The organism is Pseudarthrobacter sp. MDT1-22 (assembly GCF_054511035.1).
Genome location: NZ_JBTNDK010000003.1, coordinates 163,275 through 189,247, shown reverse-complemented (window position 1 = coordinate 189,247; position 25,973 = coordinate 163,275). Strand labels below are relative to the sequence as shown.

Here is a 25,973-nt window from a genome sequence, read left to right as displayed (position 1 = left end):
GAACCTTAGCGGCATTACCCGAAAGATATCGTGTTACTTGATCGGCAGATTGCTCGGGCCTCAAAACGGGTCCGTTCCCGTGGCCCACATCTTGGTCCAGTCGCCGCGTATGCCGGTGGCGTGAAAGTCGCCTAGGTCGGTCGTGGCGAAGGGGTCGTCGAGATAGCGGACCTCGTCGTGCTGTGCTCCGCGCTGGTCAACGCGGACGAGGGCGAGGCGGTAAAGAGGGACGGCGTTCTTGCCGGTCATCACTTCGTTGTGGGTGACGAAGAAGTCCTCGGCCCCCTCGATGCGAGCCTTGACTTCGATCCGGTAGGTGTCGCCATTCGCCGCTGTGGAGAGGACGTCGAAACCGGGGTTGTTGAACGCCTGCTCGACGGGCTTGCGACCAAGTTCGCGTTCGCAGGCCAGCACGAGGTCGACGCCCCGGCGCTCGACCTCCTTTGTTTCCTTGGCGTGCATGGGCGCGTTGGTTGGGAGGTCGTTCTGGAGCATGCCAACGGGGAGCACGAGCGCGGCGGTGACGATGTGCGGCGGCTTGGTGGACATCACGGCCTGCTGGTCGAGCAGTTCCAGGCGCTTTAGGAGGCGGAGGTCGAGTTCGACAGCCTTGCGGTTGAGGCTTTCAGAAGTCTCCTTGGCCTTCTCACCTGCTCGCTCCTTCTCACTAGCGACCGCAGCGTCGAGAACGAGACGGTCGCGTTCACTTTCGAGCCGCTTGGTGACGAGCAGGCGGGTCTTGCCGAGTTCTGACGTTCGACGCGGCTGGACCTGGGCGAGGTATTCGGGGAGCTGGTTGGCGATGACCCAGCTTTTGGCCTTGTCTTCGGCGTCCGGCAGCCACGGGAGTTGCCGGGCGGCCGTGGCCGCTGGCGTGTCGGGGGCTGCGACGCAGTCGAGATAAGGGGCGGGCCCGGCTGGGGTAACGGTGCCGAAGCTGTCGACATAGGCGTAGCCAAACCTCCTTGCGACGCTTGCCCCGGTGGCGTCGGCGACTTCCTCGATGACCCCAACCAGTAGATGAGGCTCTTCCAGCGTTGAGGAGACCAGGACCGTGCCGCGGTTGAGGGTGCCGCCGAACTTCCTGATCGCCTCGTCCATCACGGCGTCGTGCAGCGGATGGCCTGGGCCGAGAAGGTCCGCGCGAGCGAGTCCGTCGGGTTGTACGTGGGGCAGGTCGAACGTGACCCTGTTGTACTTGGTCGCGATCGGGCCGTGCTTGTTTGCGCGGACGTGGGCGGCTACGTTGGCGATCTCGTAGCGACCCCGCTCCCGCTTTACGATGCGTCCGCCAAGCCGCGTAAACGCCGCCTTGAACGCCAGCTCGATGTAATGCGGCTGGAGCCGACGGGCGCGCGCCTCGTCCATCGCGGCCCTCAGTGCCGCCAGGTCGGCCTCTGCGAGGTGCTCGGAGGCGAGGGCTCGCTCGTCGAGGATCTCCTTGAGACCGTCGCCGATGGTGGCGTCGATAACCTCGTGCATCTTCGCCTTCACGTCCGGCCGCTCCCCGTACTGGATGGCCTCCAGGAGCAGGTGGCGCAGCGGGATGTCGTTGAATGCTTCTCCGAGGACGTCGAATACTTTGCCGCCGTACGCCTTGCGCTGCTCCTCAATCTTCTCCAGTAGCCGGGAGAAGACCTCGCCCTCGCGGGTGTTGGAGGCTACGAGGTTCCAGAGGCGGCAGACCTCTTCCTGACCAATGCGGTGAACACGACCGAAGCGTTGCTCGATGCGGTTGGGGTTCCATGGCAGGTCGTAGTTGACCATTAGGTGCGCCGCTTGGAGGTTGAGGCCCTCGCCAGCCGCGTCGGTGGCCAGCAGGATCTGGCAGTCGCGGTTCTTGGTGAACTCCTCGGTGATCTGGCGCCGCTCGCCGCGCCGCACACCACCATGGATCGCCCTGACCGCGTCCGGCCTGCCTAGTAGCGAGCTGATGCGAGCCTGGAGGTAGCCGAGGGTGTCGCGGTGCTCGGTGAAGACGATGAACTTGCGCGGCCAGCCGTTCTTGTCGGTGGTCAGCGCGTTGTCCTGGAGGATCGTCGATAGCTCGGTCCACTTGCGGTCGGTGCCCAGGTCACGGACTTGCTTGGCCGCCCTGGCGAGTCCGGCGAGTTCGATCAGCTCGGAGTTGAGTTCCTCGACCGTCTGGGCCGCGGTCGCGGCGTCGAGCAGCTCCTCTTCAAGTTCCTCGACCTCTTCGGCATTGAAGTCGTCGGAATCCAAGCCCTCCAGGTCGACGCTGGGCTCGGACTCGGAGTAGGTGCCGTTAAGTATCTCCTGCTTCTTCCGCTCCAACCGCTCGGTGCGACGCACGAGGCTTTTATAGATCGCTTCGGGGCTGGATGCGAGACGGCGCTGGAGGACAGTGAGGGCGAAGCCAATTGTATTCTTCCGCTTCCCGCCGATCCTGTCGGCGCGGTTCATGCCTTCGCGGACGTAGCCGGTAACCTGCTCGTACAGGTCGTACTCTAACGCGGTCAGCTGATACGGGACGGTCTCGGCGATTCGCTCCGGGAAGAGCTTCTTGCCTTCAAAAGTGAGTAGGTCTTCCTTGACCATGCGGCGCATGATCCCGCTGGTGTCGGCGGTGGCTTTGTTCTTGCCCTCGAACCGATCTTGGTCGAGCAGTGACAGGAAGAGTTGGAAGTCTTCTTCCTTGCCGGAATGTGGGGTCGCGGTCATCAGCAGAAGGTGGCGGGTGATACCTCCGAGGACCTCACCTAGTTGGAACCGCTTCGTCTTCTCCAGCTTGCCGCCGAAGTAGTGCGCCCCCATCCGGTGCGCCTCATCGACGATGATTAGATCCCACTCAGTCTCCTTGAGTTGCGTCTGCAACTCCACGTTGCGGGAGAGCTGGTCCATCCGCGCGATAAGCAAAGGGTTGGACTCGAAGACGTTGAGGTTGACGTTAGCGTCGATCAACTGGTTACTCAGCAGGTCGAATCGCAGCCCGAACTTGAAGAACAATTCGTCCTGCCATTGGTCTACCAGCCCACCGGGCGCGACGATCAGGCACTGCTTGACATCGTCCCGGAGGATCAGCTCCTTGACGTAGAGGCCGGCCATGATAGTTTTACCCGCCCCTGGGTCATCGGCCAGCAGGAAGCGAAGCGGCGTCCGCGGCAGCAACTCGCCGTAGACCGCACGGATTTGGTGGGGCAGTGGCCGCACATCACTGGTCGCGACTGCGAGCATCGGGTCGAACAGGCCTGCCAAGGTGATTCGCTGGGCCTCGGCAACGAGCTTGAAATCGTTGGCAGAGGCGTCGAAGGAACGGCTGCCGGTCTGTGCGACCTTTAGCGCGTCCTCGTCATTGCGGAACACCACCTGTTGTCCGAGACCGCCGGCCGCCGTTTTGTACGTCAATTCAAGTGCGTCCTCACCGTGCCACTGCACGGCAATGACAGTAACCACCTCGGCGGGGATGAGCCCTTGAATGCGCAGACCAGTCTTGAGTTCCTCAAGCAGCACGTATTTGACCTCCTGGTCGATAGCCCACCAACACGCTAGTCGACGGGTCTGACAAAATCAGCTTTGTCGGCTCCAGGCCCGACGTAGACTCTGCCGCGAAACACGGGGAACCCTACGTGGCGTGATTAGCGTCACGCTGATGAACGCAACAGCTAGTCAGTCGAGGATGGCATTACGTACCGCGGGAATACCAGAGGTCTGTCTCAGAACTTGGCTGATGAAGGCTGATCTATGGCGATTGGCACGTCGGTCTAGAAAGCAAAAAACGCGCAGATCCCGTGTCAACACGGGTCAAGAGCTGTCCTAGCTGGTGGCTCCGACTGGCGTCGATCCGGTGACCTCTCGATTTTCAGTCGGAAGTTCAAGGAGAAGATTGCTTTCCGGGGGCCGGGGGAGAGGCACACTATTGCCACGAAGAGGCGCGAGGATGAGGGCCCTTTGGCCACGCGCAGCCCGGCGCCCTCCGCCAACTCCACGGATGGATGTCACTTACGCCCTGCCCCAGCGGCCTGGGGCAGCCGTGCTTGCCCAGCCAAGAAAGCCAAGCAGTAGTCCGGCGGCGCGGGCGTCGATGCCCAGGCACGCGCAGCCGCACTGACATCGTAGGTGACATAAAAGCGACATCGACGTTGGGAAAAGGTGGTCATTGGAGGTAACGCATAAACATCAAGCGCTGTCAAGAAGTCAAGCAAAACCCCACCACTTCCTTGAAGTGGCGGGGTTTTTATCTGTGCCCTCGATTGGAATCGAACCAACGACCTTCTGCTCCGGAGGCAGACGCTCTATCCCCTGAGCTACGAGGGCAATTCAGGGATCCTGCCGTTGCCAGCGGGACGTCCTAGAGCTTAGCAGGAAGGTGCCTGCAAGGAAAAACGGCCCTGCTCAGTAGCCCGAAAAAGAGTCCACGTATACCCGGCGCGAGCCGGCCTTATGGGCTGCACGGCGCAGCGATGCGACGCTCGCAGGGGACCCGGAGATGTAGACAGCCCGGCCGGCAATGTCGGGAACGAGGGCCTTCAGGGAATCTCCGTCCAGGCGGGCGCCAGCTGAAGCGCCCCCGGATTCCAGCGTCCCGGCATCGGTGATGAACGACGGCGGGACCGAACCGTCTGCGAGGCGTGCCAGGATGCGCGCCCCGGACGCCTGCAGCTCGGCAGTGTAGGCAATTTCGGCAGCGTTGCGCGCCAGCAGCAGGAGAACCACGTCCCGGTCCTGCGCGGCGCCGGAAGCCAGCTGCGCAAGATAGGGCGTGATACCGATGCCCGCGGCTATCAGGAGGACGGGGGCCCGGGGATCGCGGGGCAAGACAAAATCTCCGCCCACGGATGTGGCGGCCACCTCATCACCAGGCTTCAGGTCCAGCAGGACTTTCTTCGCCGCGGACAGGGGCTCCGCCGTCCGGACGCCAAACTTCACCGTCCCCGAACCGGGGGCGCTGGTCAAACTGAACACCCGGCGTCGGCCTTTACCGTCAGACTTGGCGTGCGGCAGATCCAGTTCCATGTACTGTCCCGGCACAAACCGGACGGGCCGGGACGGTTCAAAGGCGAACTCTGTGGTGCTGGGCGTCAGAGGGCGGGAGCCAGCGAACCGGAGCCTGAGCCCGCCGCGCTGGCCCACAAGGAACGCCAGCAGGTTGCCGACCAGCAGGGCCAGCTCCGGCGAGTTGGCGATGAAGCTGAAGTTGTACGGCACTGCGAACACCACACCAACCAGTGCGGCGAGCGCGAGCTGCTGCCAGCGGCGTGGAGCGAGGGTGAGCGGCTCCGTCAGCATAAAGCCGACGAAGAACAGCAGCGGCCGCTGCGCCAGGGCCTGCCAGAGTGCGCTGCCCAGGGTAAGCCCTGCCTGCAGCAGCTCAGCGCTCACAATTGATGTGGCAACCACAAGGAACACGGCCGCCATGAGCAACTTACGCGTCCGGTAGAGCACCAGGAGGACGCCCGGAACCAGCAGCCACAGCATGGCAGGCGTGGCGGCCCACCACGTTGCGATGTTCAGCCCCGTCAGCCCGGTGACAAACGCCCCGGCGGCGGCGGGGTTGAAGATGTGCCGGCCACGCCAGGCCAGCGCGTATTTCGAGGCGGAGGCCAGCACACAGGCCAAGGCCACTCCCGCCATATCCAGGGGCATAAAGGAGGGCCAGAAGAGGAAGTACAGGAGCAGGCCGGTGATCAGCGACGACTCGGAATGCGGGCGGACGTGGAAAAGGGCAGCCAGCCCTCGGTTGGACACGTAGGTCAGGCCAAGGCACAGCATCAAGTGCACCAGCATCTGCGGGATGCCGAAAGTGAGCCAGCCAAGGGCATTCAGCAGAAGGCTGTACGTGGCAAGGGCTGCCAGCACCAGCAGGATCAGCCGGTACATCGTGTACTTGCCCAGCAGGGTGTCCAGCCGGCCGGCAGTGAAAACGGCAGTTGCCTTGGGGGCGTCAACGGGGCTCATGAGAACAGTGTCCCTTCAAATCCGTCCGAGTAGGCAGCGCTTCCATCAGAAAAAACCGTCAGCCAGGAAAAATCGAAACTCCGTTCCAATTCTTTGCCCGGAACAAAGAACAGGGCGGTGGCCAGGGCATCGGCAACTACGGTGCTTTCTGCCATGGTCCACGTGGCTACCGCCGTACTGACGGGCAGCCCTGTTGCGCCATCGAGCACATGGTGCAGGCCGTCGCCCCACGCCCGTCTGTTTGAGGCTGACGCGCACAATGCGCCGCCTGCCAGCGGCACGGTCCCGATGGCCCTCGCCGGATCGTACGGGTGCTCCAACGCCACGGAGACCGGATCAGGCCCGCGGTGCAGCAGGTCGCCGCTGGCGTCAATCACGAAGGAGTCCACGCCGCAGGAGCGCAGCTCAATAGCGAGAAGGTCCACCAGCTGCCCCTTACCGGCGGCACCGATGTCCAGGACCAGGGGAGCGGTCGTGGTGAGCACGTTGCCGTCCCACGTCAGGACGTCCTCCCAGCGGGGTGCCGGAAGCGCGTTCCCTGCCGGCCGCAGGGAATAGGCGGCGTCGTACCCGAGGCGCTCCAGGCTGCCACCGATCAGCGGCGTCATTGCACCGCCGGTGACCTCATACAGCGAGCGGTACAGCCGGCCAAGGTCCGCCGCTTCCGGCGGCAGCTCATACCGCCCGGGCTGGCGGGCCATGGCACCGACGGTCGAATCGGACCTAAACCGGGACCAGTCGCCGTCGTACCGCTCCACCAAGGCGAGCAGCCGGGCACGGACGCTGGCGTCAAGCGGACGGGGGGTGGAGATTTCCCAACGGGTTCCGATCCCGTCGAAGCGGAAGTCCTCCGGGTCCGGCACGGCCTACTGGGCCTCGGCCTTGATCTTGTCCAGCGCCTGGTTGAAGCCGCCGCTGGTGAGCGAGGATCCTGCCACCTTGGAGACGTTGAGTTCGTCGATGCTCTTGCCCACAACCTGCGCTGCGATCCCGCCGGCGAATTCGCCCTGGAATTTCCGGGTGTTGGGGTTCGAGTGGTGCTGGGTGATGTTCACGGCCGTGACCGTGCCCGCGGCGAGCGTCAGCTCAACCCCCACGGTTTCGGTCCCGTTGGGGGAAACATAGGTGCCGTCAGCGCTGTAGGTGCCGTCCTGGTAGAGGGAGGCGCTGCTGGCCGGCGATGATGCCGTGCCGGAAGGGGCCGTCGTGGCGCCGGACGTGCTGTCGGAAGCCGCGGCGGGCACCGCGGGCGTGGCCGACGGCGCGCAGCCGGCCACCGTTCCAGCGAGGGACAGGCCGGCGATGCCGACGAAAACACTCTTGCGGACTGACGGTCTCATGATGGGGCTCGTTTCGTGGGCTGGGTGCTTGCGCTGTACTCAACGTCGGATTCAGCGTAATGGTTCACCCTGTGAATCAGCAGTGCGTCCGCTGTGAGGAAAAGTTGTGCGGAACCAGTCACGCACCACCCCCAAATTCGTCCCAGTGGCGGCCCCCGGTAGGCTAGAGGGGTGACTCCCGAAGAACTCTCCCTCGCCATATCCGCCTGCCTAAAAGACGCCGTCGCCGCCGGCGAAATCGCGCTTTCCGCATCAGCTGTCCCTGATGAGGTGCGCGTGGAGCGACCGAAGAACCGGGAACACGGCGACTGGGCCACCAGCATCGCCCTCCAGCTGTCCAAGCAGGCCGGCACCAACCCGCGCGAATTCGCCACCGTCCTGAGCGCCCGGCTGAAGTCCATCAACGGCGTCGCTGCCGTGGATATCGCTGGCCCCGGCTTCCTGAACATCACCGTGGACGCCGCCGCTGCGGGTGCCCTGGCGAAGGCCATCGTGGAAGCCGGACGTGACTACGGCACCACCACCACGCTCGCCGGCCACGTGGTGAACATGGAATTTGTGTCGGCGAACCCCACCGGTCCGCTGCACATCGGCCACACACGCTGGGCAGCCTTGGGCGATGCCATCGCACGTGTGCTGCGTGCTTCGGGCGCGGAGGTCACCGCCGAGTACTACATCAACGACGCCGGTTCGCAGATGAACGTGTTCGCAAACTCTGTTTACTCGCGGCTGCATGGACTTCCGGTGCCGGACGGCGGCTACCCGGGCCAGTACATCGCCGACCTCGGCCACGACGTCCTCACCCAGCACCCCGACATCCGCGAACTCACCGAGGTGGCGGCACTTCCTGTCATCCGCGCCGCCGCCTACAAGGCCCAGATGAAGGACATCAAGGACACCCTTGCCGATTTTGGCGTTGCGTTTGACGTCTACTTCTCAGAACAGGAACTGCACGACACCGGCCACATCGAAAATGCCGTCGCCCGCCTTCGCGAGCAGGGCCACGTGTTCGACGACGGCGGTGCGGTCTGGTTGCGCACCACCGACTTCGGGGACGACAAGGACCGCGTGATGATCCGCGCGAACGGTGAACCCACCTACTTTGCCGCGGACGCCGCGTACTACCTCTCCAAGAAGGACCGCGGCTTTACGGAAAAGATCTACCTCCTGGGCGCGGACCACCACGGTTACATCAACCGCCTCAAGGCCATTGCGGCCTGCGCGGGCGATGATCCCGAGGTGAACATCGAGGTGCTGATCGGCCAACTGGTGTCCGTTAACGGCGCCAAGCTGTCCAAGCGTGCCGGCAACATCATCGAGCTCAAGGACCTTATCGACTGGCTGGGCAAGGACGCCGTTCGTTATTCCCTGGCCCGCTTCCCGGCAGATTCCCCGCTCACCCTGGATCCCGATCTGCTGAAGAAGCACAGCAACGAGAACCCGGTGTTCTACGTCCAGTACGCCCACGCCCGGTCCCGCGGCACCGCCCGCAACGCTGTGGCTGCCGGCGTGGATCGGAGCGCGTTCGATGCTTCACTTCTGGATCACGCCACGGAAAACGAACTGCTCTCCTACCTGGGCAGCTACCCCTCGATTGTGGCCAAAGCCGCCGAACTGCGTGAACCCCACCGTGTGGCCCGCCATCTCGAGGTCATTGCCGGCGCCTACCACCGCTGGTACGACGCCTGCCGTGTTGCCCCGCAGGGCGACGAAGCCGTCACCGACGTCAACCGCACTCGCCTGTGGCTGAACGACGCCACCAGCCAGGTGCTGGCCAACGGACTGGATCTGCTGGGCGTGTCCGCACCGGAACGGATGTGAAACTGATGTCGGCACAGGAAACTTCGACGCAGAAGGTGTCAGCAGAGGACACCAACAGCGGATCCCCGCTGGCTCCCGAGTGGCTGGCCGTTCCCGCGGACCTGAATGCGCTCCACGAGCCCATGTGGGCGCAGGATGTGCGGAAGAACGACGCCGGTGAGCTCGCCATCGATGGCATCGCCGTCAGCGAGCTCAAGGCGCAGTTCGGCACGCCGCTCTTTGTGATGAGCGAGACAGACTTCCGGGCCCGCGCACGTTCCTTCAAGGACGCCTTTGATGCCGCGTTTGCCGACATCTGCGGGGGAGTGGACGTCTACTATGCTGGCAAGTCCTTCCTGTGCACAGCAGTAGCCGCCTGGGTGGCAGACGAAGGACTCCGGCTGGACACGTGTTCCGGCGGCGAGCTCGCGGTGGCGGCCCGGGCCGGCATCAAGGGCGAAAACCTGGGCCTGCACGGCAACAACAAATCCGACGCCGAGATCAACCGGGCGCTGGATATGAAGCTGGGACGAATTGTGGTGGACAGCCTCGATGAGCTGGACCGCGTTGCCAAAATCGCCTCGGGCCGCGGCGAAATTGCCAACGTTATGCTGCGCCTGACTCCCGGCGTCCACGCGCACACCCACGAGTTCATCGCCACCGCCCACGAGGACCAGAAGTTCGGTCTATCCATGGCCGGGGATACCACCGAGCAGGCCGGACTGTCAGCAGCGGAGGAGGCCGTGGCTGCGGCCACGGAATACGCCAGCATCGAACTGCTGGGCCTGCACTGCCACATCGGCTCGCAGATCTTCGAGCCGGACGGCTTTGAACTCGCCGCGCAGAAGCTCCTGCGCTTCCACGCTGCCATGCAGGAAAAGTACTCCATCGTGATGCCCGAGCTGGACCTCGGCGGCGGCTACGGCATTGCCTATACCCCGGTGGACACCCCGCGCCCCGCAGCTGACGTCGCGCAGGCGATGGCCGCCGTCGTGCGTTCCACGTGTGCTGAGCTGGGTATAACTGCTCCCCGGATTTCGATCGAACCCGGACGCGCGATTGTCGGCAGCACCACCTTCACGTTGTACGAGGTGGGTACCCTGAAAACTGTCCGCGTCGACGCGCCGGGCGATTCAGAGGCCAACGAGAACGTTACGCATCCGCGCCGCTATGTGTCAGTGGACGGAGGCATGAGCGATAACGCCCGCCCGGTGCTCTACGACGCGGATTATTCGGCGATTCTGGCCTCACGCACGTCCGCCGCGTCCCCGCAGCTGTCCCGCGTAGTGGGCAAACATTGCGAGAGCGGCGACATAGTTGTTAGAGATGTATATCTGCCCGAGGACGTGGCAGCCGGTGATCTGCTTGCTGTACCGGGGACCGGCGCCTATTGCTGGGCCCTGTCAAGCAACTACAACTATCTGGCCCGGCCGGGCGTTGTCGCGGTGCGCGGCGGATCTGCCCGGCTGATTGTCCGCGGGGAAACCGAAGAAGATCTGCTTAACCGCGACATGGGAGTGCCGAATGACTGAATTGCGAACCCTGAAAGTAGCCCTGCTGGGCTGTGGCAACGTTGGGGCCCAGGTTGCGCGGATTCTCATTGAGGACGCCGACGCCCTTGCCGCCCGTACCGGGGCCCGCCTGCAGCTCAGCGGCATCGCGGTGCGCAACGTCAATGCCAAGCGGGATGTGGACCTGCCGCAGGACCTCTTCACCACCGACGCCGACACCCTGGTCAAGGACGCCGACCTGGTGATCGAGCTTATGGGCGGGATCGAGCCTGCCCGCACGCTGATCCTCTCCGCGCTGCGCAACGGCGCCTGTGTAGTCACCGGCAACAAAGCCCTGCTCGCCCAGGACGGCCCCACTCTCTACGAAGAGGCGGACAAGGCCGGCGTGCAGCTGTCCTACGAGGCCGCCGTAGCCGGTGCCATCCCCATCCTGCGCCCCATCCGGGACAGTCTGGCCGGCGACCGCATTACCCGCGTGCTGGGTATCGTCAACGGCACCACCAACTTCATCCTGGACCAGATGGACTCCACCGGCGCGCAGTTCGCTGACGCCCTCGCCGAGGCCCAGCGCCTTGGCTACGCCGAAGCTGACCCCACCGCCGATATCGAAGGCCACGACGCCGCCTCCAAGGCCGCCATTCTCGCGTCGCTGTCCTTCCACACCCGCTTCGCCCTGGAGAACGTCCACTGCGAAGGCATCACGTCCGTCAGCGCGGCGGACATCGCTGCAGCCAAGGACGCCGGATTTGTCATCAAACTGCTGGCCATTGCCGAAAAGCTCACGGATGCCGACGGCGGCGAAGGCGTTTCCGTGCGCGTGCACCCCACGCTGCTGCCGCGCGAGCACCCGCTGGCCGCCGTTCGTGGCGCGTTCAATGCGGTCTTCATCGAGGCGGAAAACGCCGGCGAGCTGATGTTCTACGGCCAGGGTGCCGGCGGAACCCCGACGGCGTCCGCCGTCCTGGGTGACCTTGTCTCGGCCGCCCGCCGCATTGTGCTGGGCGGCCCGGGACGCACGGAGACCACCACCGGCCACGTCCCGGCCCTGCCCATCGCCTCAGCCATCACCAGCTACTACATCGGCCTGGACGTCGCTGACCAGCCCGGCGTGCTGGCCCGGATCGCCCAGCTCTTTGCGGAGCACGGCGTGTCCATCGAAATCATGCGGCAGACCATCCACCGGGACGCAGAGTCCAACGTGGAGTCTGCCGAACTGCGGATCGTTACCCACCGCGCATCAGAGGCTGCCCTCGCAGCCACCGTCGAGGCCGTCAAAGGCCTGGACGTCATCAATTCAGTGACATCCGTTCTGCGGGTAGAAGGAGTCTAAGTGGCTCACCAATGGCGCGGCGTTATCCGCGAATACGCTGACCGGCTGCCCGTAACGGAATCCACCAGGGTCATCACGCTGGGCGAAGGCGGCACTCCGCTGGTCCACGCGCAGAAGCTCTCCGAGCTCACCGGTTCCACGGTGTACCTAAAGGTCGAGGGGATGAACCCCACCGGTTCGTTCAAGGACCGCGGCATGACCATGGCCATGACGGCCGCCGTCGCGTCCGGCGCCAAGGCCGTCGTGTGCGCGTCAACCGGCAACACCTCAGCGTCCGCCGCGGCCTACGCCACGGCAGCGGGACTGAAATGCGCTGTGCTGGTCCCCGAAGGCAAGATCTCCATGGGCAAGCTGAGCCAGGCCATCGCGCACGGCGCCACGCTGCTCCAGGTGGACGGCAACTTCGATAACTGCCTGGACATTGCACGGAAGCTGGGGGAGTCCTACCCGGTGTTCCTGGTCAACTCCGTGAACCCGGCCCGCATCCAGGGCCAGAAGACGGGCGCGTTTGAGATTGTTGATTCGCTCGGCGATGCTCCGGACATCCACGTCCTGCCCGTAGGCAACGCCGGCAACATCACGGCGTACTGGAAGGGCTACAAGGAGTACTCGGCGCCGTTCGAATCCGACACGGCCGGAACCTTGCCCGCCGTATCCACCAAAACCCCCCAGATGTGGGGCTTCCAGGCCGCCGGCGCGGCACCGTTCGTGGCAGGGCACCCCATCACGGAACCGGACACCATCGCCACTGCCATCCGGATCGGCAACCCGGCGTCCTGGGACGGTGCCATCGCGGCACGTGACGAGTCCGGCGGATTCATCGACGCCGTGACTGACGAACAGATCCTGGATGCCCACCGCTGGCTGTCCGCCCGCGAAGGCGTTTTTGTGGAGCCCGGCTCCGCCGCCGGTGTGGCCGGACTGCTCAAGAAGCACGCCGCCGGTGAAGTTCCGACCGGCAAGACCATCGTCATCACCGTGACCGGCCACGGCCTCAAGGACCCCCAGTGGGCCCTCCGGACCGAGGACGGCAGTGAAGTGCAGCCGGTCAAGGTCTCAAACGATGTCGTGACAGTCGCAGCTGAACTGGGACTGGAAGAAAAGTAGCCTTGGAAACCACCTCGCCCACCGCCGTTGACCTGCCCGTCATCGAAGCAGGCCAGCGCGTCACCGTCAGGGTCCCGGCCACCAGCGCAAACCTCGGACCGGGTTACGACAGCCTGGGCCTCGCCCTGGCACTGCACGACACCCTGACGGTGGAAAGCCTCGAATCCGCTGAGCTCGTCTTCGAGCTCAGCGGTGAGGGGGCGGACACGCTGCCGCAGGACGCCAGCCACCTGGTGGTCAGGGCGATGGAGGCTGCCTTTTCCCGGCTTGGATACCGGCACGGCGGCCTCAGGATCACGGCGACGAACGTCAACCCCCATGGCCGGGGCCTGGGATCATCGGCGTCGGCAGTGGTGGCGGCCGTCTCGGCCGCCAATGCCATGGTGCCCGAAGCGGCGCGTCGCGGGCGGGACTGGATCCTGCAGTTGACCAGCGAGATGGAAGGCCATCCGGACAACGTCGCGCCCGCGATTTTCGGCGGACTGGCGCTGTCATGGCAGGACAGTGACCGGTACAGCAGCACGTGCGCTTCCGTGGCCGGTTCCGTGATTCCCATCGTGGCCGTCCCCGATTTTGAATTGTCCACCGAGGCCGCGCGCGCCCTGCTGCCGGCGTCTGTGGGCCATCATGCCGCGGCCATGAACTCCGGACGGGCTGCGCTGCTGATCCATGCGCTGACCCAGAAGCCCGAGTTCCTGCACGCCGGCACCGAGGATTACCTGCACCAGAGCTACCGGGCCGAGGCGATGCGGCCCAGCGCGTCCCTCATCAGGGCACTGCGCAACGCGGGCCACGCGGCAGTGGTTTCGGGTGCCGGACCTACGGTCCTGGTTCTCGCCGACGGCGAAGCCGAAGCCGCCGAGGTCCTTGGGTTTATTGAGTCCTTTACAGAGGCGAACACGCCGGGCATCGGCTGGCGCGTGCTAAAGCTGGCAGTGGACGTCGAAGGTGCTAAGGTGGACTTGCACCGGCGGTAATTCCGCCTATCTGATCGGCAGCTGCATTCAGTTGTTAGTGATCTCCTACTGCGCAATATTTTCCGGTGCCGCCTGCTTGGTCTGTCGCAGGAATCTGCAGCTGAATTGTCTGCCCCTGAATAGTCAGCCCAGCGCCCCGCCATTAATCGGTGCGTGAGGTGAATCAGTATCCGGCCCTGCTGGCCGAAATCCAACCGGCAAGACCGAAAATGCGGCTGCAGATCTGAACTGCAGCCCAGATCAAATCATCGCGTCCAGCTCCCAGTCTGGACGCCGTCGAGGGGGAAGGATCCTTCGTGACCGAAACCACTGAGCTGTCTTCAGCTGTGGAACCATCAACTTCTGCTGCCGGATCGTCAACGGCCGTACCCGCCAAGAGCAGTGGCCTCGCCGGCCTCAAGCTCGCCCAGCTGCAGGCACTTGCCAGCCAGCTGGGGATTTCCGGTGGATCCCGCATGCGTAAGGGGGATCTGGTGACCGCCATTTCCGCCCATCGCGCAGGCACGTCAGCCAGCAAGGCCCCGGCCAAGGCTGCCGAGAAGGCGACCGAAAACCACGTAGCCCCGGCCGCTACCGTACCGGTGGCTGCCGCCAGCGAAACCTCGGAGGCCCCGGCCACTGAGGGGACCCGTGCCCGTGGCCGTGGACGCAGCCGCCGCGCTGTCAGTGACGGAGTAGTTGCGGCCCCCGCCGCGGCAACGGCCATTGAAGCTCCGGCCGCCGCGCCCGTTGAGGCTCCGGCGTCAGCGCCCGTTGAGGCCGGCGCAGCAGCTGAGGGCGAACGCCGCCAGCCGCGCACCCGGAACCGGCGCCGCGGCGATGCGGCTGCCACGTCTACGCAGGCAGAAGCCACTGAGGCTCCGGCCGAGCAGCCCGCCGCTGAGCAGCGCCAGGCTGACCGCACCGAAACCCAGCGTGCCGATTCCCAGCGCACGGAAACCCAGGGCGCCGAATCCGGCGACAGCCAGCGTGCTGACCGCCGCGAGAGCGGCCGCACCCGTGGCGCCCGCGACACCACGGCCCGTGACAGCACAGCCCGTGAAACCACGGCTCGTGAAACCACCGCCCGCGAGACCACCGATGGTGGCCGCGACAACGCAGGCAACCGTGACTCCGGCCAGCGTGACGGCGCCCGTCGCGATGACAGCCGCGATAACGACGATTCCGACGGCGGCAGCCGCCGCAACCGCCGCAACCGCCGCGACCGGAACGACCGCAATGACCGCTCCGGCGGCCAGGGTGGCCAGGACAGCCGGGACAACTCCCGCAACGACCGCTTCCGCGACCGCAACGACCGCCGTCGGGGACGCACCCAGGGACCGGACGTCGACGACGTCGAGGTCACCGAGGACGACGTCCTGCTGCCCGTCGCTGGCATCCTGGACGTGCTGGAGAACTACGCGTTCATCCGCACCTCCGGTTACCTGCCGGGTCCGAACGACGTTTACGTCTCCCTCGCCCAGGTCAAGAAGTACAACCTGCGCAAGGGCGACGCCTGCGTCGGTGCCATTCGTGCACCGCGTGAAGGCGAAGACCGCAGCCAGCAGACCGCCCGCCAGAAATTCAACGCCCTGGTCCGCGTCACCTCCGTCAACGGAAAGACGCCGGAAGAGCTCAAGGACCGCGTCGAATTCGCCAAGCTGGTTCCGCTGTACCCGTCCGAGCGCCTGCGCCTTGAGACGGATCCCAAGAAGATCGGCCCCCGCGTCATCGACCTGGTCGCCCCGATCGGCAAGGGCCAGCGTGGCCTGATCGTCTCCCCGCCGAAGGCCGGCAAGACGCTCATCCTGCAGTCCATCGCTAACGCCATCACCATCAATAATCCTGAGGTCCACCTCATGATGGTGCTCGTTGACGAGCGTCCCGAAGAAGTCACGGACATGCAGCGCACTGTCAAGGGTGAGGTTATTGCCTCCACCTTCGACCGTCCGGCCGATGACCACACCACCGTGGCCGAGCTCTCCATCGAACGCGCCAAGCGCTTGGTGGAAATGGGCATGGACGTGGTGGTCCTCCTGGACTCCATGACCCGCCTGGGCCGCGCCTACAACCTGGCAGCACCGGCCTCCGGCCGTATCCTGTCCGGTGGCGTCGACTCCGCCGCGCTGTACCCGCCGAAGCGTTTCTTCGGTGCAGCCCGCAACATCGAAAACGGAGGCTCGCTGACCATCCTGGCAACCGCCCTCGTGGAGACCGGTTCCAAGATGGACGAGGTCATCTTCGAAGAGTTCAAGGGCACCGGCAACATGGAGCTCCGCCTGTCCCGCCAGCTGGCGGACAAACGCATCTTCCCGGCCGTGGACGTCAACGCGTCCGGCACACGCCGCGAAGAGAACCTGCTTTCCCCCGAGGAAGTCAAGATCATGTGGAAGCTGCGGCGCGTCCTTTCCGGACTCGAAACGCAGCAGAGCCTTGAGCTGCTGACCAACAAGATCCGGGAGACCGGGAGCAACGTCGAGTTCCTCATGCAGGTCCAGAAGACAACGCTTGGTGCGAAGTCGGATAACGACAAGTAGCTACGCTCACCGCTCAAAATATGCCGGCCCTTTGGCCGGCATATTTTGAGCGGTTCGTCGTTAAGTCTCGTGAAACTAGACTTGTAAGAGTCGAAAGAGGTTTTGAAAATGTTTGAGTCCGTACAGGGCCTGCTTGATGAGCATGATGCTATCCAGGCGCAGCTTGGTGATCCTGCTGTCTATGCTGACCAGCGGCTGGCCCGGAAGCTGGGGCGGCGTTCTGCGCAGCTCAATGGCATCGTGGAGGCATACAACAAGTGGCATGCCCTGGAGGACGACCTCGCCGCTGCGAAGGAAATGGCCTCGGAGGACCCTGAGTTTGCTGCCGAGGTTCCCGTGCTGGAAGAAGCGCTGGAGCAGGCTTCTGCGAAGCTGCGCAGGCTCCTCATTCCGCGGGACCCCGACGACGCCCGCAATGTGATCCTGGAGGTCAAAGGCGGCGAAGGCGGCGACGAAGCCGCGCTCTTCGCCGGCGACCTCCTGCGGATGTACACCCGGTACGCGGAATCACGCGGCTGGAAGACTGAACTCATCTCGGCCAACGAATCCGATCTCGGTGGCTACAAGGACGTCCAGATGGCCGTCAAGGGCAACTCGAACGATCCTGCCGAGGGCGTCTACGCACGGCTCAAGTTCGAAGGCGGCGTCCACCGCGTGCAGCGTGTGCCCGTCACCGAATCCCAGGGCCGCATCCACACCTCTGCCGCCGGCGTCCTGGTCCTTCCCGAAGTTGACGAGCCCGAAGAGCTGGACATCAACCAGAACGACCTCAAGATCGACGTCTACCGCTCGTCGGGTCCCGGTGGCCAGTCCGTGAACACTACGGACTCCGCTGTCCGTATCACGCACCTTCCCACCGGCATCGTGGTGGCCATGCAGAACGAGAAATCCCAGCTGCAGAACCGCGAAGCCGGCATGCGCGTGCTCCGCGCCCGCATTCTGGCGCACCAGCAGGAAATCATCGACGCCGAGAACTCGGCCCAGCGTAAATCCCAGATCCGCACCATGGACCGTTCTGAGCGCATCCGCACGTACAACTACCCGGAAAACCGGATCGCGGACCACCGCACCGGCTACAAGGCCTACAACCTGGACCAGGTCATGAACGGGGACCTGGAACCGGTCATCCAGTCCGCCATCGAGATGGACGAACAGGCACGCCTGGACGCCATCGGCGACTAGCCGCCGGCACCCATGACACTCGGGTCTGGGCAGTCCCTCGCGGCTGCCGTCAGCGAGGCCACGGTGATCCTCCGGGACGCCGGGGTCCCCAGCCCCCGCGTCGACGCGGAACTCCTGGCGGACCACCTGCTTGGTGTGGGGCTCGGGAGGCTCCGGGCGATGATGCTGGGGGACACTCCAGCGCCTGTTGGCTATGCCGAACTTGTCGCTGAACGGGCCCAACGGATCCCGCTGCAGCACATCACCGGAGTGGCGCACTTCAGGTATCTGGAGCTCGCCGTCGGGCCGGGGGTTTTTATCCCCCGGCCGGAAACAGAGTCCGTTGTGCAGCTGGTCATCGACCACGTCAAGGGGATGGCACACCCGCGGATTGTTGACCTGGGCACGGGCTCGGGCGCAATAGCCGGCTCCATCGCCCACGAGGTGCCCGGCGCTGAAGTCCACGCCGTGGAATACAGTCCGTTCGCGCACGCGTGGGCGGCCCGGAACCTGGCGCCCCTGGGCGTCAAGCTGGTGCTGGGGGACCTCCGCGACGCGCTGCCGGAACTTAACGGAACCTTCGACGTCGTAATCTCCAACCCGCCCTACATTCCCGCCGAAGCCATCCCGAATGAACCCGAAGTTGCCCTGCACGATCCTCCCGAAGCCCTGTACGGCGGGGGAGCGGACGGCATGGAACTTCCGACGGCGGCGGCCGCCTCGGCTGCCCGGCTGCTGGTTCCCGGCGGCTACTTCGTGATGGAACACGCGGAAGTCCAGGCCGGCTGGATCGCCGGCATGATGCAGCGGACGGGTGCTTGGCGGGAGATCACCACGCACCTGGACCTCAACGGCAAGGAACGCGCCACGAGCGCCGTCCTTGCCGGTCCGCACCACGAGTGATGAAAGAATAGGCCAGTGACCACAACCTACAACTGCACGTCCGAGGATCAGCGCGCCCTTGGCCTGGAGCATGCCCAGCGTGCCATCAGCGAAAAGAAGTGCGTGGTGTTCCCCACGGACACGGTCTACGGAATTGCCGCCGACGCCTTTTCGCCGCAGGCCGTCACCATGCTGTTGGCCTCCAAAGGGCGCAGCCGCACCATGCCGCCGCCGGTACTGATTCCCCGGATCAACGCGCTGGACGGCCTGGCCACAGATGTTTCCGCTGATGCCCGCAAGCTCGCCGAGGCGTTCTGGCCGGGGGGACTGACCCTGATTCTGCACGCCCAGCCGTCACTGGACTGGGACCTGGGTGAGACCCAGGGAACGGTGGCCCTGCGTATGCCCGCCGACGAGGTGGCCCAGGAACTCCTGACGCTGACCGGTCCGCTGGCCGTTTCCTCCGCCAACCGGACCGGCCAGCCGCCGGCACAGACCGCCGCGGAGGCACGTGCCCAGCTCGCGGAGTCCGTGGAGGTCTACCTCGAAGGCGGTTTCCGGCCTGTGGAAGGAACTGACGCCGTGCCCTCCACAATCGTGGATGCCACCGGGACGCTCCTGCGCGTGGTGCGCAACGGCGCTGTGTCCCTGGAGCAACTCCGGGCGCACGTTCCGGGCGTCTTGGGCCTGGGCGAGATTCCGATGGCTGAGCCCGAGGAAGAATCTGAAGAAGTCGCTCTGCCGGCCGAATCAGCCGCTGAAGGGCCGGCCGCTGAAGAGCCGGCAGCTGAAAAAGCTGCCAACGAGCCGTCCGCGCCGGTTCGGGAGACTGACGGGTGAGCCTGGCACGCCAGCACATCCCCGTCCTGGGCGTGGACGCCACGCCGCTCAAGGTTGACGACCTGCTTGAGGTGCTGGCGGGGTTCGTCGCCGACGGGACCAAGCGGACCGTCGTCGGACATAACCTGCACAGTGTCACGCTGACACATTCCGACGCCGGCTTTCGTTCCGTTTATGAGGAGAGCGACGTGGTGCTCCTCGACGGGGCACCGGTGCTCTGGCTGTGGAGCCGGACGGGGAATGCCGTGGGGCCGGTCATGGAGTACCGGCTGGGTTCCACGGACTGGTTGCCGTCCCTGGGCAAGGTTGCCGGCCTGAAGCGGATTGCGGTGGTTGGCGCCGGCGCCGAGGCGAACGCCTTGGCTGTCGAAAAACTCCGGAGCATTGTTCCCGGTGCCACGATAGCGGGCCTGCCCGGCGAAGGCTGGAACGACGACGTCGAAACGGCCGCTGTGCGCTGGCTCGCGGAGCAGCAGCCCCAGCTCGTCCTGCTCGGGTTGGGAATGCCGCTGCAGGAATCAGTGCTGCAGCGCCAGCTCGACACGCTCCCGCCGGCCATCTACTGCACGGTGGGCGGCGCTATCGACCAGCTGGCCGGAATCCAGAAGCTTGCACCTCGATGGCTCGGGAGGCTCGGGCTTGAGTGGGCATGGCGCCTGCTGCTGCATCCCCGCCGCGTGGCGTACCGCGTGTTTGGCGAGCCGTGGGTGCTGCTGTGGCTGCTGGCCCGCCGCCGGCTGCGGCGCGTGTCCTAGAACTTCTGGTCCTCCAGCGGCGCGAAGCCCTTGGCACGCAGTCCCTTCGAGAAGGAACTTGCCCAGGCAAGCAGTCCCTTCAGGTCACGGCGCTGCGCAAAGTAGCCAAGATAGCCGCCGACGTCGGCCACCAGCGACTTAACCCGGAAATAGCGCCGGATCAGGTACCCGCGGTTGCGGTAGTAGTAGTAACGTTTGAACGCCGAATCCGGCACGATCACATGCCATCGTGCACCAAAGACGTGCTTCGTCTCGGAAAACGCATGCGGGTGGGTGATGGCGGTGGTGGTCACCGTGCCGAACCGGATGCCCGCCTTGCGGAGGCGGATGGTGAAGTCCACCTCGTCGCCGCGGATGAAGAGGCGCATGTCCGGCAGGCCCACCTTGAAAAACACGTCGGACCTGATCAGGGCACCGTTGAAGAAGTGTCCGTCGTTGGGTAGGAAACCTACTTTTTCCAGTTCGGCCCGGTCATGGGTGACTTTCCCGTCCAGCCGGAAGAAGAAGGACAGCCGGTCGGGATGGCCGGGGGCAACCACCAGCGGGACCACGGCTTCAAGGTCGCGTGCCTCAGCCTCACGCAGCAGCGTGGCGAGGCATTCGGGATCTGCCGGCTCGGCGTCGTCGTCCATCATCCAGACCCATTTGGCTCCGCTGGCCACCGCCTTCAGCGCGGCGAGGGCAAAGCCGCCTGCCCCGCCGAGGTTCGCTTCGGAACGGACGTAATCAACATTTGGGTGCCGCGCGGCAACATCGCGTGCGGGGTCCGTGCCGCTGTCGACAAGGCAGATGGTGTCCACTGCCGCGGACTGCGCATTAATGGCGTCCAGCAGGACGGACAGCTCTTTATGACGGTTAAATGTCACGGCGGCAACTGCAACCCGGACGGTCATGGGGATTCCTTTCAGCATGGCCTACAGGGGATTCCCCGCTCGCAATGCGCCAGTGTGGCGCGAAGCCATGGAGCCGTTGGCGCTAGTATCTTGACTAGAGTCCACTGTAATACAGCCCTGTAAGGCACCAAGCACTGCCTGCTGCGCGCCCGGCGACGGAGAAGTTTCATTTATCGAAAGTCAGATTCCCCGCCAGTGAGCCCATCGATCGAGGACCACCTGTTCGGGCCGCTGTCCATGCCTGTGCGCACCCGCAGGGTTGCGCCGCACACCGACGAAACGGCCGCTATCGCATGATTATGTACCTGCTTATGGGGCTGACGGCTGCCGTCGTGTCCTACGGAGCCACCTGGGGTGCCCGCGTCATCGGGCACCGGCTTGAACTCCACGCCCCCATCCGCAGCCGTGACATGCATACGACGCCGGTGTCCCGGCTGGGCGGGGTTGCCATCTTCCTCGGCGTGCTGGTGGCCCTCCTCGTGGCCAGCCAGTCCTTCTTCGTCAAGGACATCTACCGGAACAACTTCTCGCCGTGGGGCGTCCTGGCGGGCGCGGCACTGATCGTGCTCGTGGGGATCGCGGATGACCTCCTGGATATCCGTTGGTGGGTGAAGCTCATCGGCCAGAGCGCCGCAGCCCTGGTGGTGGCCATTTGGGGCGTCCGGATGACCATTGTCCCGTGGGTTCCGGAGCCGATCTACCTGGAGAACGAACTGCTCCGCGTCGTGCTTACGGCCGGGCTCATCGTGACAACCATGAACGCCTTCAACTTCATTGACGGCCTCGACGGGCTGGCCGCCGGCGTGGCCATCATCGGCGGAACTGCCTTCTTCTTCACGGCGTACTGGGTGCACCGGAATGCCGTCCTGTTGGACTATTCGGACCTGGCCACCCTGCTCACCGCCGTCGTCGTTGGCAGTTGCATCGGCTTCCTGCCGCACAACTGGTTCCCGTCCAAGATCTTTATGGGCGATTCCGGTGCCATGCTGATCGGCCTGCTGATGGCAGCCGCCGGCATCGTCTCCACAGGCCAGATCACCTCAGGGCTGTACGACCGCGCCAACGGTATCTCCACAGTCATACCGATTCTGCTGCCCTTCGCCGTGCTGTTCCTGCCACTGCTTGACCTGGGCCTCGCCGTCGTCCGCCGGACAGCGCGGGGACGTTCGCCATGGTCCGCAGACCGAGGCCACCTCCACCACAAGCTGCTGGATATCGGTTACTCGCACCGGACGGCCGTGATCCTGATGTACCTCTGGACCGCCGTCCTGTCCTTCGGGGGATTGGCCTTTGCAGTCTTCCCTTGGCAAGTTGTATTGGCCGCCGACATCTTCGCCACGCTGGTCATGGGCCTGATTACGGCCTGGCCTTACCTGCGCCGCCACAGTGACCAGTCGCCGGCGTAACGGCGTTCGGATTTATTTCTATCTCGTGTAGAATTTAGGGGCAGCCCAAGCTGCCCCTCCACCCAGCCCCAGGGCGCCGACGATTGGGATCTTATGACCTCCAACGCCGAACCCGGACGTTCGTCCGGCAGCGGACCCGTTGGTGTTTCCGGTCCCACGCGCTCGCTGTGGCTTCGCCTCCTCGCACTCAGTTCAGCTGCCGGTGCAGGCGCACTGATTCTGGCGGGCATCCCGGCTGTGATCCTGAACGGCCCCAGCGGCGTTCTGTCCAGTACTTTGGGCGGCCTCCTGGTGATGCTCTTCTTCGCCATCAGTCTTCTCGTGGGCCACTTCGTGGGGCGCAACAACCCCTCCGGTGCCATCGGAATGTTCGCGGCCACCTACTTTGTCAAGGTCGTGGGTTTCGCGGTTGTCCTGTTTGTGATCGGAGCACCTGCCTGGCTTCACGACCGATGGTTCCTGATTGGTGCCGTTGCCACTGTTGTCTTCTGGCAGGCTGCCGAAATCTATGGCTTCAGCAAGGCGCGCCTGCAGATTTACAACGACCCCGAGCCCAAGGAGCCGAACGATGCCTGATCGGAAACGAACAGCGAAAAACGGTTCCTCCGTGCCCAAGAGGGCTGCGCCCACGCCGGGGGTGTCGGCCGAAAACAACGACGGCGGATACAACGCCGGAATGGCCGTCTTTAGCTACATTATTGGCGGAATCATCGTCTGGAGTTTGATAGGGTGGGGTCTGGATTATCTGTGGGGAACCCGCTGGATCGTGCTCGCAGGCGCTCTGCTTGGAGCTCTCGGAGGTTTCTATCTTTCCCACATGCATGGCCTTACCAGTTCCAGAACCACGGCAGGTAAGAGCGGCGCAGACAGCGGCCCGTCCGCGGACGGAAACACAAATGCCAAATAATTTCACAGGGGGAGCTGCGGAGCACAATTCCGCGGGTCCTCGACCAACGCCCAATGATGGACACTGCAGAGAGGAAACGCGTTGATCGCGCTTGCGCTCCCGGCCCAAGATTCAGGAGAGTTCAATCCTCCTGGAATTGAAGAAATGCACCTGCCGGCAATCCTGCCGTGGGGGGTGGCTGACGGATTCTCCAAGCAGATGCTGCTGGTAATCCTATCGGTCGTCATTATCGCCACATTCTTTCTGCTAGCTGCGCGGAAGCAGCAGCTTGTTCCCGGCAAGCTCCAGTTCGCTGGTGAAATGGCTTATGGCTTTGTCCGAAACGGCATTGCAAAAGACATTATCGGCGGCAAAGATTTCATGAAGTATGTCCCGCTGTTGTTCAGCCTTTTCTTCTTCATTCTGGTGAACAACATCTACGGCGCCATTCCCGTGATCCAGCTCCCAAGCTTCTCGCACGTTGGCGGCGCCTATGTCCTCGCGGGCATTGTGTACGTCACCTGGATTGCCATCGGCATCAAGAAGAACGGCCTGAAGTATTTCAAGCTGGCCACCGTGCCGTCCGGCGTCCCGGTCTACATTCTCCCGATTGTGATCCCGATCGAGATCATCTCGAACTTCCTAGTCCGGCCGGTCACACACAGCCTCCGTCTCTTTGCCACCATGCTGGCAGGACACTTGATCGTCATGATCGCCGGTTCCGGCATTGAGTTCCTGGTGATGCAGGAGAACATCCTGCTCAAGGGAACCTCCCTTCTGGTCATCGCCGGCGCAGTTGCCATGTACATGCTGGAAGCACTGATCATGGCCCTGCAGGCCTACGTCTTCACGCTGCTGACCGCCATTTACATCGAAGGCGCCCTGCACGCGGACAGCCACTAGGCACCCACAAACTTCCCCTCACGGGGATGAAGCAACCCAAACAACCTGCCACATAGATGGCATCTTGAAAGGAAGAAAAATGGAAGGCACCATCAACGGCTCCCTCAACCTCATCGGCTACGGACTGTCCGCAATCGGCGGTGGTATCGGTGTTGGCCTCGTGTTCGCTGCTTACATCAACGGCGTAGCACGTCAGCCGGAAGCCCAGCGCGTCCTGCAGCCGATCGCATTCCTCGGCCTCGCCCTGACTGAAGCCCTCGCCATCCTCGGCCTGGTCTTCGCTTTCGTTCTCTAGTCTGACTTCAGAACCAAGCGAACATCCAGAACCGAGTAGATAAGGACGGGTGAATTATGTATCAAACGATCATCTCAGCCGCCGTGGAAGGCGCCGAGGCGACCAACCCGCTCGTTCCCAACGTCTGGGAAATGGGCGTCGTTCTCGCCGGCTTTGCTGTCCTCATGTACATCGTGGTCAAGTTCGTTGTCCCGATGTTCGAGAAGACGTTTGCAGAGCGTGCCGAGGCCATTGAAGGTGGCATTGCCAAGGCAGAAAAGGCGCAGGCAGAGGCTTCTGCAGCACTCGAAGAGTACAAGCAGCAGCTGACCGATGCCCGTGCCGAGGCCAACCGCATCCGCGAGGAAGCCCGTGCAGAAGGCGCCCAGATCCTTGCAGATCTGAAGGAAAAGGCCGCCTCTGAGTCTGCCCGCATCACGGCCCAGGCACACGTGCAGATCGAATCGGAGCGCCAGGCCGCAGTTGTGTCTCTGCGCTCCGAGGTAGGCACGCTGGCCACCACGCTGGCAGGCCGCATCGTTGGCGAAGCACTCAACGATGACGAGCGTTCTGCCCGTGTGGTTGACCGCTTCCTGGCAGATCTGGAGAACCAGAACGCAGGTGCAGCTAAGTAATGTCAGGTGTATCGAGCGAATCGCTGACCACGGCGCTGACCCAACTGGAAGCAAAGCTTCCGTTGGCCTCGCTGCAGTTGGCTAAGGAACTCTTCGGAATCCTGGGAACGGTGGACAGCTCGGCTGGCTTGCGCCGCGCCCTGACTGACCCGTCCCGCACCGGTGACGAAAAGTCGGCGCTTGTCAGGCAGCTTGTTGGCGGAAAAGTCTCCGCTGAGGCTGCGGACATCGCGGGCGGACTGGCCAGTTCACGCTGGGCATCGGCCCGAGATATCGGCGATGCACTCGAGACGCTTGCCGCAACGGTGGTTATCGCCGTTGCTGAAAACAAGTCGGCCGTTTCTGCCTCCGGAATCTCTGGGCTGGAAGAGCTGGAGAACGATCTGTTCTCCTTCAACCAGGCCGTTGCCTCCAACCACGAGGTACAACGTGCTCTGTCTGAGCCGCAGGCCAGTGCTGCAGCGAAGACCGGGTTGGCGCAGAAGCTGCATCCCGGCGCAGGCGAGGAAGCAAAAGTCCTCATCGCGCAGGCAGTTTCCCAGCCCCGCGGCATCAAGCCGACGCGGCTCGTAGCCCGGTTCGCCGAGCTGGCAGCCAAACGGCAACAGCGCTGGATTGCAACGGTCAGCGTCACCCGTCCCTTGACGGAGACGCAGTTCGCTCGCCTCCAGGCAGGGCTTAATTCCCTGTACGGTCGCGAGCTCAAGATCAACATCACCGTTGATCCTGAACTGATCGGCGGAATCCGTGTCCAGGTGGGTGACGAAGTGCTCGACGCTTCGGTTATAACCCGGCTGGGACAGCTTCACCGCCAACTGGCCGGATAGCCGGACAAGCACAA

The 25,973-nt window shown here is 64.1% G+C and carries 22 protein-coding genes and 1 tRNA gene; 17 read left to right on the top strand and 6 right to left on the bottom strand.

Annotated elements, in window-relative coordinates; translation table 11 throughout:
• Positions 1–60: 60 nt before the first annotated feature.
• The 5 genes from ACX80M_RS04235 to ACX80M_RS04215 all read right to left on the bottom strand — a co-directional run bounded on the left by ACX80M_RS04235 (position 61) and on the right by ACX80M_RS04215 (position 7,256).
• On the bottom strand, positions 61–3,471 hold the full coding sequence (locus ACX80M_RS04235) for a helicase-related protein (protein ID WP_459308977.1): 3,411 nt from the start codon (positions 3,469–3,471) through the stop codon (positions 61–63).
• Positions 3,472–4,202: 731 nt separating this feature from the next.
• Positions 4,203–4,275: transfer RNA gene (locus tag ACX80M_RS04230), tRNA-Arg, on the bottom strand.
• A 78-nt stretch (positions 4,276–4,353) separates the two neighbouring features.
• Positions 4,354–5,916, bottom strand: coding sequence for a ferredoxin--NADP reductase (locus tag ACX80M_RS04225; RefSeq protein ID WP_252613424.1), 1,563 nt, complete (start codon positions 5,914–5,916; stop codon positions 4,354–4,356).
• The gene (locus tag ACX80M_RS04220; protein WP_252613426.1) at positions 5,913–6,779 is read right to left on the bottom strand and encodes an FAD:protein FMN transferase; all 867 of its coding nucleotides are present in this window, start codon (positions 6,777–6,779) and stop codon (positions 5,913–5,915) included. The genes ACX80M_RS04225 and ACX80M_RS04220 overlap by 4 nt, the downstream gene beginning before the upstream one ends.
• 3 nt (positions 6,780–6,782) lie before the next feature.
• Positions 6,783–7,256 (bottom strand): FMN-binding protein, encoded by a 474-nt coding sequence (locus ACX80M_RS04215; protein WP_252600098.1) that lies wholly within the window; start codon positions 7,254–7,256, stop codon positions 6,783–6,785.
• Positions 7,257–7,427: 171 nt separating this feature from the next.
• Between ACX80M_RS04215 and argS the strand changes: the two genes are divergently transcribed.
• From argS to ACX80M_RS04165, 10 genes are all read left to right on the top strand, one after another.
• Entirely contained in the window at positions 7,428–9,077 is a 1,650-nt protein-coding gene (argS, locus tag ACX80M_RS04210) for an arginine--tRNA ligase (RefSeq protein WP_252600097.1), read from the top strand.
• Positions 9,078–9,082: 5 nt separating this feature from the next.
• Positions 9,083–10,588, top strand: coding sequence for a diaminopimelate decarboxylase (gene lysA, locus ACX80M_RS04205; protein ID WP_252600096.1), 1,506 nt, complete (start codon positions 9,083–9,085; stop codon positions 10,586–10,588).
• The gene (locus tag ACX80M_RS04200; RefSeq protein ID WP_252600095.1) at positions 10,581–11,897 is read left to right on the top strand and encodes a homoserine dehydrogenase; all 1,317 of its coding nucleotides are present in this window, start codon (positions 10,581–10,583) and stop codon (positions 11,895–11,897) included. The genes lysA and ACX80M_RS04200 overlap by 8 nt, the downstream gene beginning before the upstream one ends.
• Complete coding sequence (gene thrC / locus ACX80M_RS04195; protein ID WP_141140976.1) at positions 11,898–13,004, top strand: threonine synthase; 1,107 nt, start codon at positions 11,898–11,900, stop codon at positions 13,002–13,004.
• Between the two features lie 2 nt (positions 13,005–13,006).
• Entirely contained in the window at positions 13,007–13,981 is a 975-nt protein-coding gene (thrB, locus tag ACX80M_RS04190; protein WP_252600094.1) for a homoserine kinase, read from the top strand.
• A 296-nt stretch (positions 13,982–14,277) separates the two neighbouring features.
• On the top strand, positions 14,278–16,497 hold the full coding sequence (gene rho, locus ACX80M_RS04185) for a transcription termination factor Rho (RefSeq protein WP_459308972.1): 2,220 nt from the start codon (positions 14,278–14,280) through the stop codon (positions 16,495–16,497).
• Positions 16,498–16,605: 108 nt separating this feature from the next.
• Positions 16,606–17,679: a peptide chain release factor 1 gene (prfA, locus tag ACX80M_RS04180; RefSeq protein ID WP_058932004.1), complete on the top strand. Its 1,074-nt coding sequence runs from the start codon at positions 16,606–16,608 to the stop codon at positions 17,677–17,679.
• Positions 17,680–17,691: 12 nt separating this feature from the next.
• Positions 17,692–18,561: a peptide chain release factor N(5)-glutamine methyltransferase gene (gene prmC / locus ACX80M_RS04175; RefSeq protein ID WP_104061165.1), complete on the top strand. Its 870-nt coding sequence runs from the start codon at positions 17,692–17,694 to the stop codon at positions 18,559–18,561.
• 15 nt (positions 18,562–18,576) lie between these two features.
• Positions 18,577–19,380 carry an L-threonylcarbamoyladenylate synthase gene (locus ACX80M_RS04170; protein ID WP_252600091.1) on the top strand — a complete coding sequence of 268 codons (804 nt, stop codon included), beginning with the start codon at positions 18,577–18,579 and terminating at the stop codon, positions 19,378–19,380.
• Positions 19,377–20,135: a WecB/TagA/CpsF family glycosyltransferase gene (locus ACX80M_RS04165; RefSeq protein WP_252609849.1), complete on the top strand. Its 759-nt coding sequence runs from the start codon at positions 19,377–19,379 to the stop codon at positions 20,133–20,135. The genes ACX80M_RS04170 and ACX80M_RS04165 overlap by 4 nt, the downstream gene beginning before the upstream one ends.
• Here ACX80M_RS04165 and ACX80M_RS04160 read toward each other — a convergent pair.
• Positions 20,132–21,028, bottom strand: coding sequence for a glycosyltransferase (locus ACX80M_RS04160; RefSeq protein WP_252609850.1), 897 nt, complete (start codon positions 21,026–21,028; stop codon positions 20,132–20,134). The genes ACX80M_RS04165 and ACX80M_RS04160 overlap by 4 nt on opposite strands.
• A gap of 293 nt (positions 21,029–21,321) precedes the next feature.
• Here ACX80M_RS04160 and ACX80M_RS04155 point away from each other — a divergent pair, with 293 nt between their 5' ends.
• The 7 genes from ACX80M_RS04155 (at position 21,322) to ACX80M_RS04125 (ending at position 25,959) form a co-directional block, all read left to right on the top strand.
• Positions 21,322–22,434, top strand: coding sequence for an MraY family glycosyltransferase (locus ACX80M_RS04155; protein WP_252565138.1), 1,113 nt, complete (start codon positions 21,322–21,324; stop codon positions 22,432–22,434).
• A 93-nt stretch (positions 22,435–22,527) separates the two neighbouring features.
• Positions 22,528–23,010 (top strand): hypothetical protein, encoded by a 483-nt coding sequence (locus ACX80M_RS04150; RefSeq protein ID WP_056349423.1) that lies wholly within the window; start codon positions 22,528–22,530, stop codon positions 23,008–23,010.
• Positions 23,003–23,341 carry a hypothetical protein gene (locus ACX80M_RS04145; protein WP_459308968.1) on the top strand — a complete coding sequence of 113 codons (339 nt, stop codon included), beginning with the start codon at positions 23,003–23,005 and terminating at the stop codon, positions 23,339–23,341. Before ACX80M_RS04150 ends, ACX80M_RS04145 begins: the two co-directional genes overlap by 8 nt.
• Positions 23,342–23,422: 81 nt before the next feature.
• Entirely contained in the window at positions 23,423–24,223 is an 801-nt protein-coding gene (gene atpB, locus ACX80M_RS04140; protein ID WP_056349417.1) for a F0F1 ATP synthase subunit A, read from the top strand.
• Positions 24,224–24,302: 79 nt separating this feature from the next.
• Entirely contained in the window at positions 24,303–24,518 is a 216-nt protein-coding gene (gene atpE / locus ACX80M_RS04135) for an ATP synthase F0 subunit C (protein ID WP_056349415.1), read from the top strand.
• Positions 24,519–24,574: 56 nt separating this feature from the next.
• On the top strand, positions 24,575–25,132 hold the full coding sequence (locus ACX80M_RS04130) for a F0F1 ATP synthase subunit B (RefSeq protein ID WP_252609854.1): 558 nt from the start codon (positions 24,575–24,577) through the stop codon (positions 25,130–25,132).
• On the top strand, positions 25,132–25,959 hold the full coding sequence (locus tag ACX80M_RS04125; RefSeq protein WP_252600087.1) for a F0F1 ATP synthase subunit delta: 828 nt from the start codon (positions 25,132–25,134) through the stop codon (positions 25,957–25,959). The genes ACX80M_RS04130 and ACX80M_RS04125 overlap by 1 nt, the downstream gene beginning before the upstream one ends.
• Positions 25,960–25,973 lie beyond the last annotated feature (14 nt).

Bases quoted from the DNA above. Each gene is read 5' to 3' on its own strand.
- ACX80M_RS04225 (WP_252613424.1), bottom strand. From the start codon at position 5,916: ATGAGCCCCGTTGACGCCCCCAAGGCAACTGCCGTTTTCACTGCCGGC.
- ACX80M_RS04215 (WP_252600098.1), bottom strand. From the start codon at position 7,256: ATGAGACCGTCAGTCCGCAAGAGTGTTTTCGTCGGCATCGCCGGCCTG.
- lysA (WP_252600096.1), top strand. From the start codon at position 9,083: ATGTCGGCACAGGAAACTTCGACGCAGAAGGTGTCAGCAGAGGACACC.
- ACX80M_RS04200 (WP_252600095.1), top strand. From the start codon at position 10,581: ATGACTGAATTGCGAACCCTGAAAGTAGCCCTGCTGGGCTGTGGCAAC.
- prfA (WP_058932004.1), top strand. From the start codon at position 16,606: ATGTTTGAGTCCGTACAGGGCCTGCTTGATGAGCATGATGCTATCCAG.
- prmC (WP_104061165.1), top strand. From the start codon at position 17,692: ATGACACTCGGGTCTGGGCAGTCCCTCGCGGCTGCCGTCAGCGAGGCC.
- ACX80M_RS04160 (WP_252609850.1), bottom strand. From the start codon at position 21,028: ATGACCGTCCGGGTTGCAGTTGCCGCCGTGACATTTAACCGTCATAAA.
- ACX80M_RS04155 (WP_252565138.1), top strand. From the start codon at position 21,322: ATGATTATGTACCTGCTTATGGGGCTGACGGCTGCCGTCGTGTCCTAC.
- ACX80M_RS04150 (WP_056349423.1), top strand. From the start codon at position 22,528: ATGACCTCCAACGCCGAACCCGGACGTTCGTCCGGCAGCGGACCCGTT.
- ACX80M_RS04145 (WP_459308968.1), top strand. From the start codon at position 23,003: ATGCCTGATCGGAAACGAACAGCGAAAAACGGTTCCTCCGTGCCCAAG.
- atpE (WP_056349415.1), top strand. From the start codon at position 24,303: ATGGAAGGCACCATCAACGGCTCCCTCAACCTCATCGGCTACGGACTG.
- ACX80M_RS04130 (WP_252609854.1), top strand. From the start codon at position 24,575: ATGTATCAAACGATCATCTCAGCCGCCGTGGAAGGCGCCGAGGCGACC.
- ACX80M_RS04125 (WP_252600087.1), top strand. From the start codon at position 25,132: ATGTCAGGTGTATCGAGCGAATCGCTGACCACGGCGCTGACCCAACTG.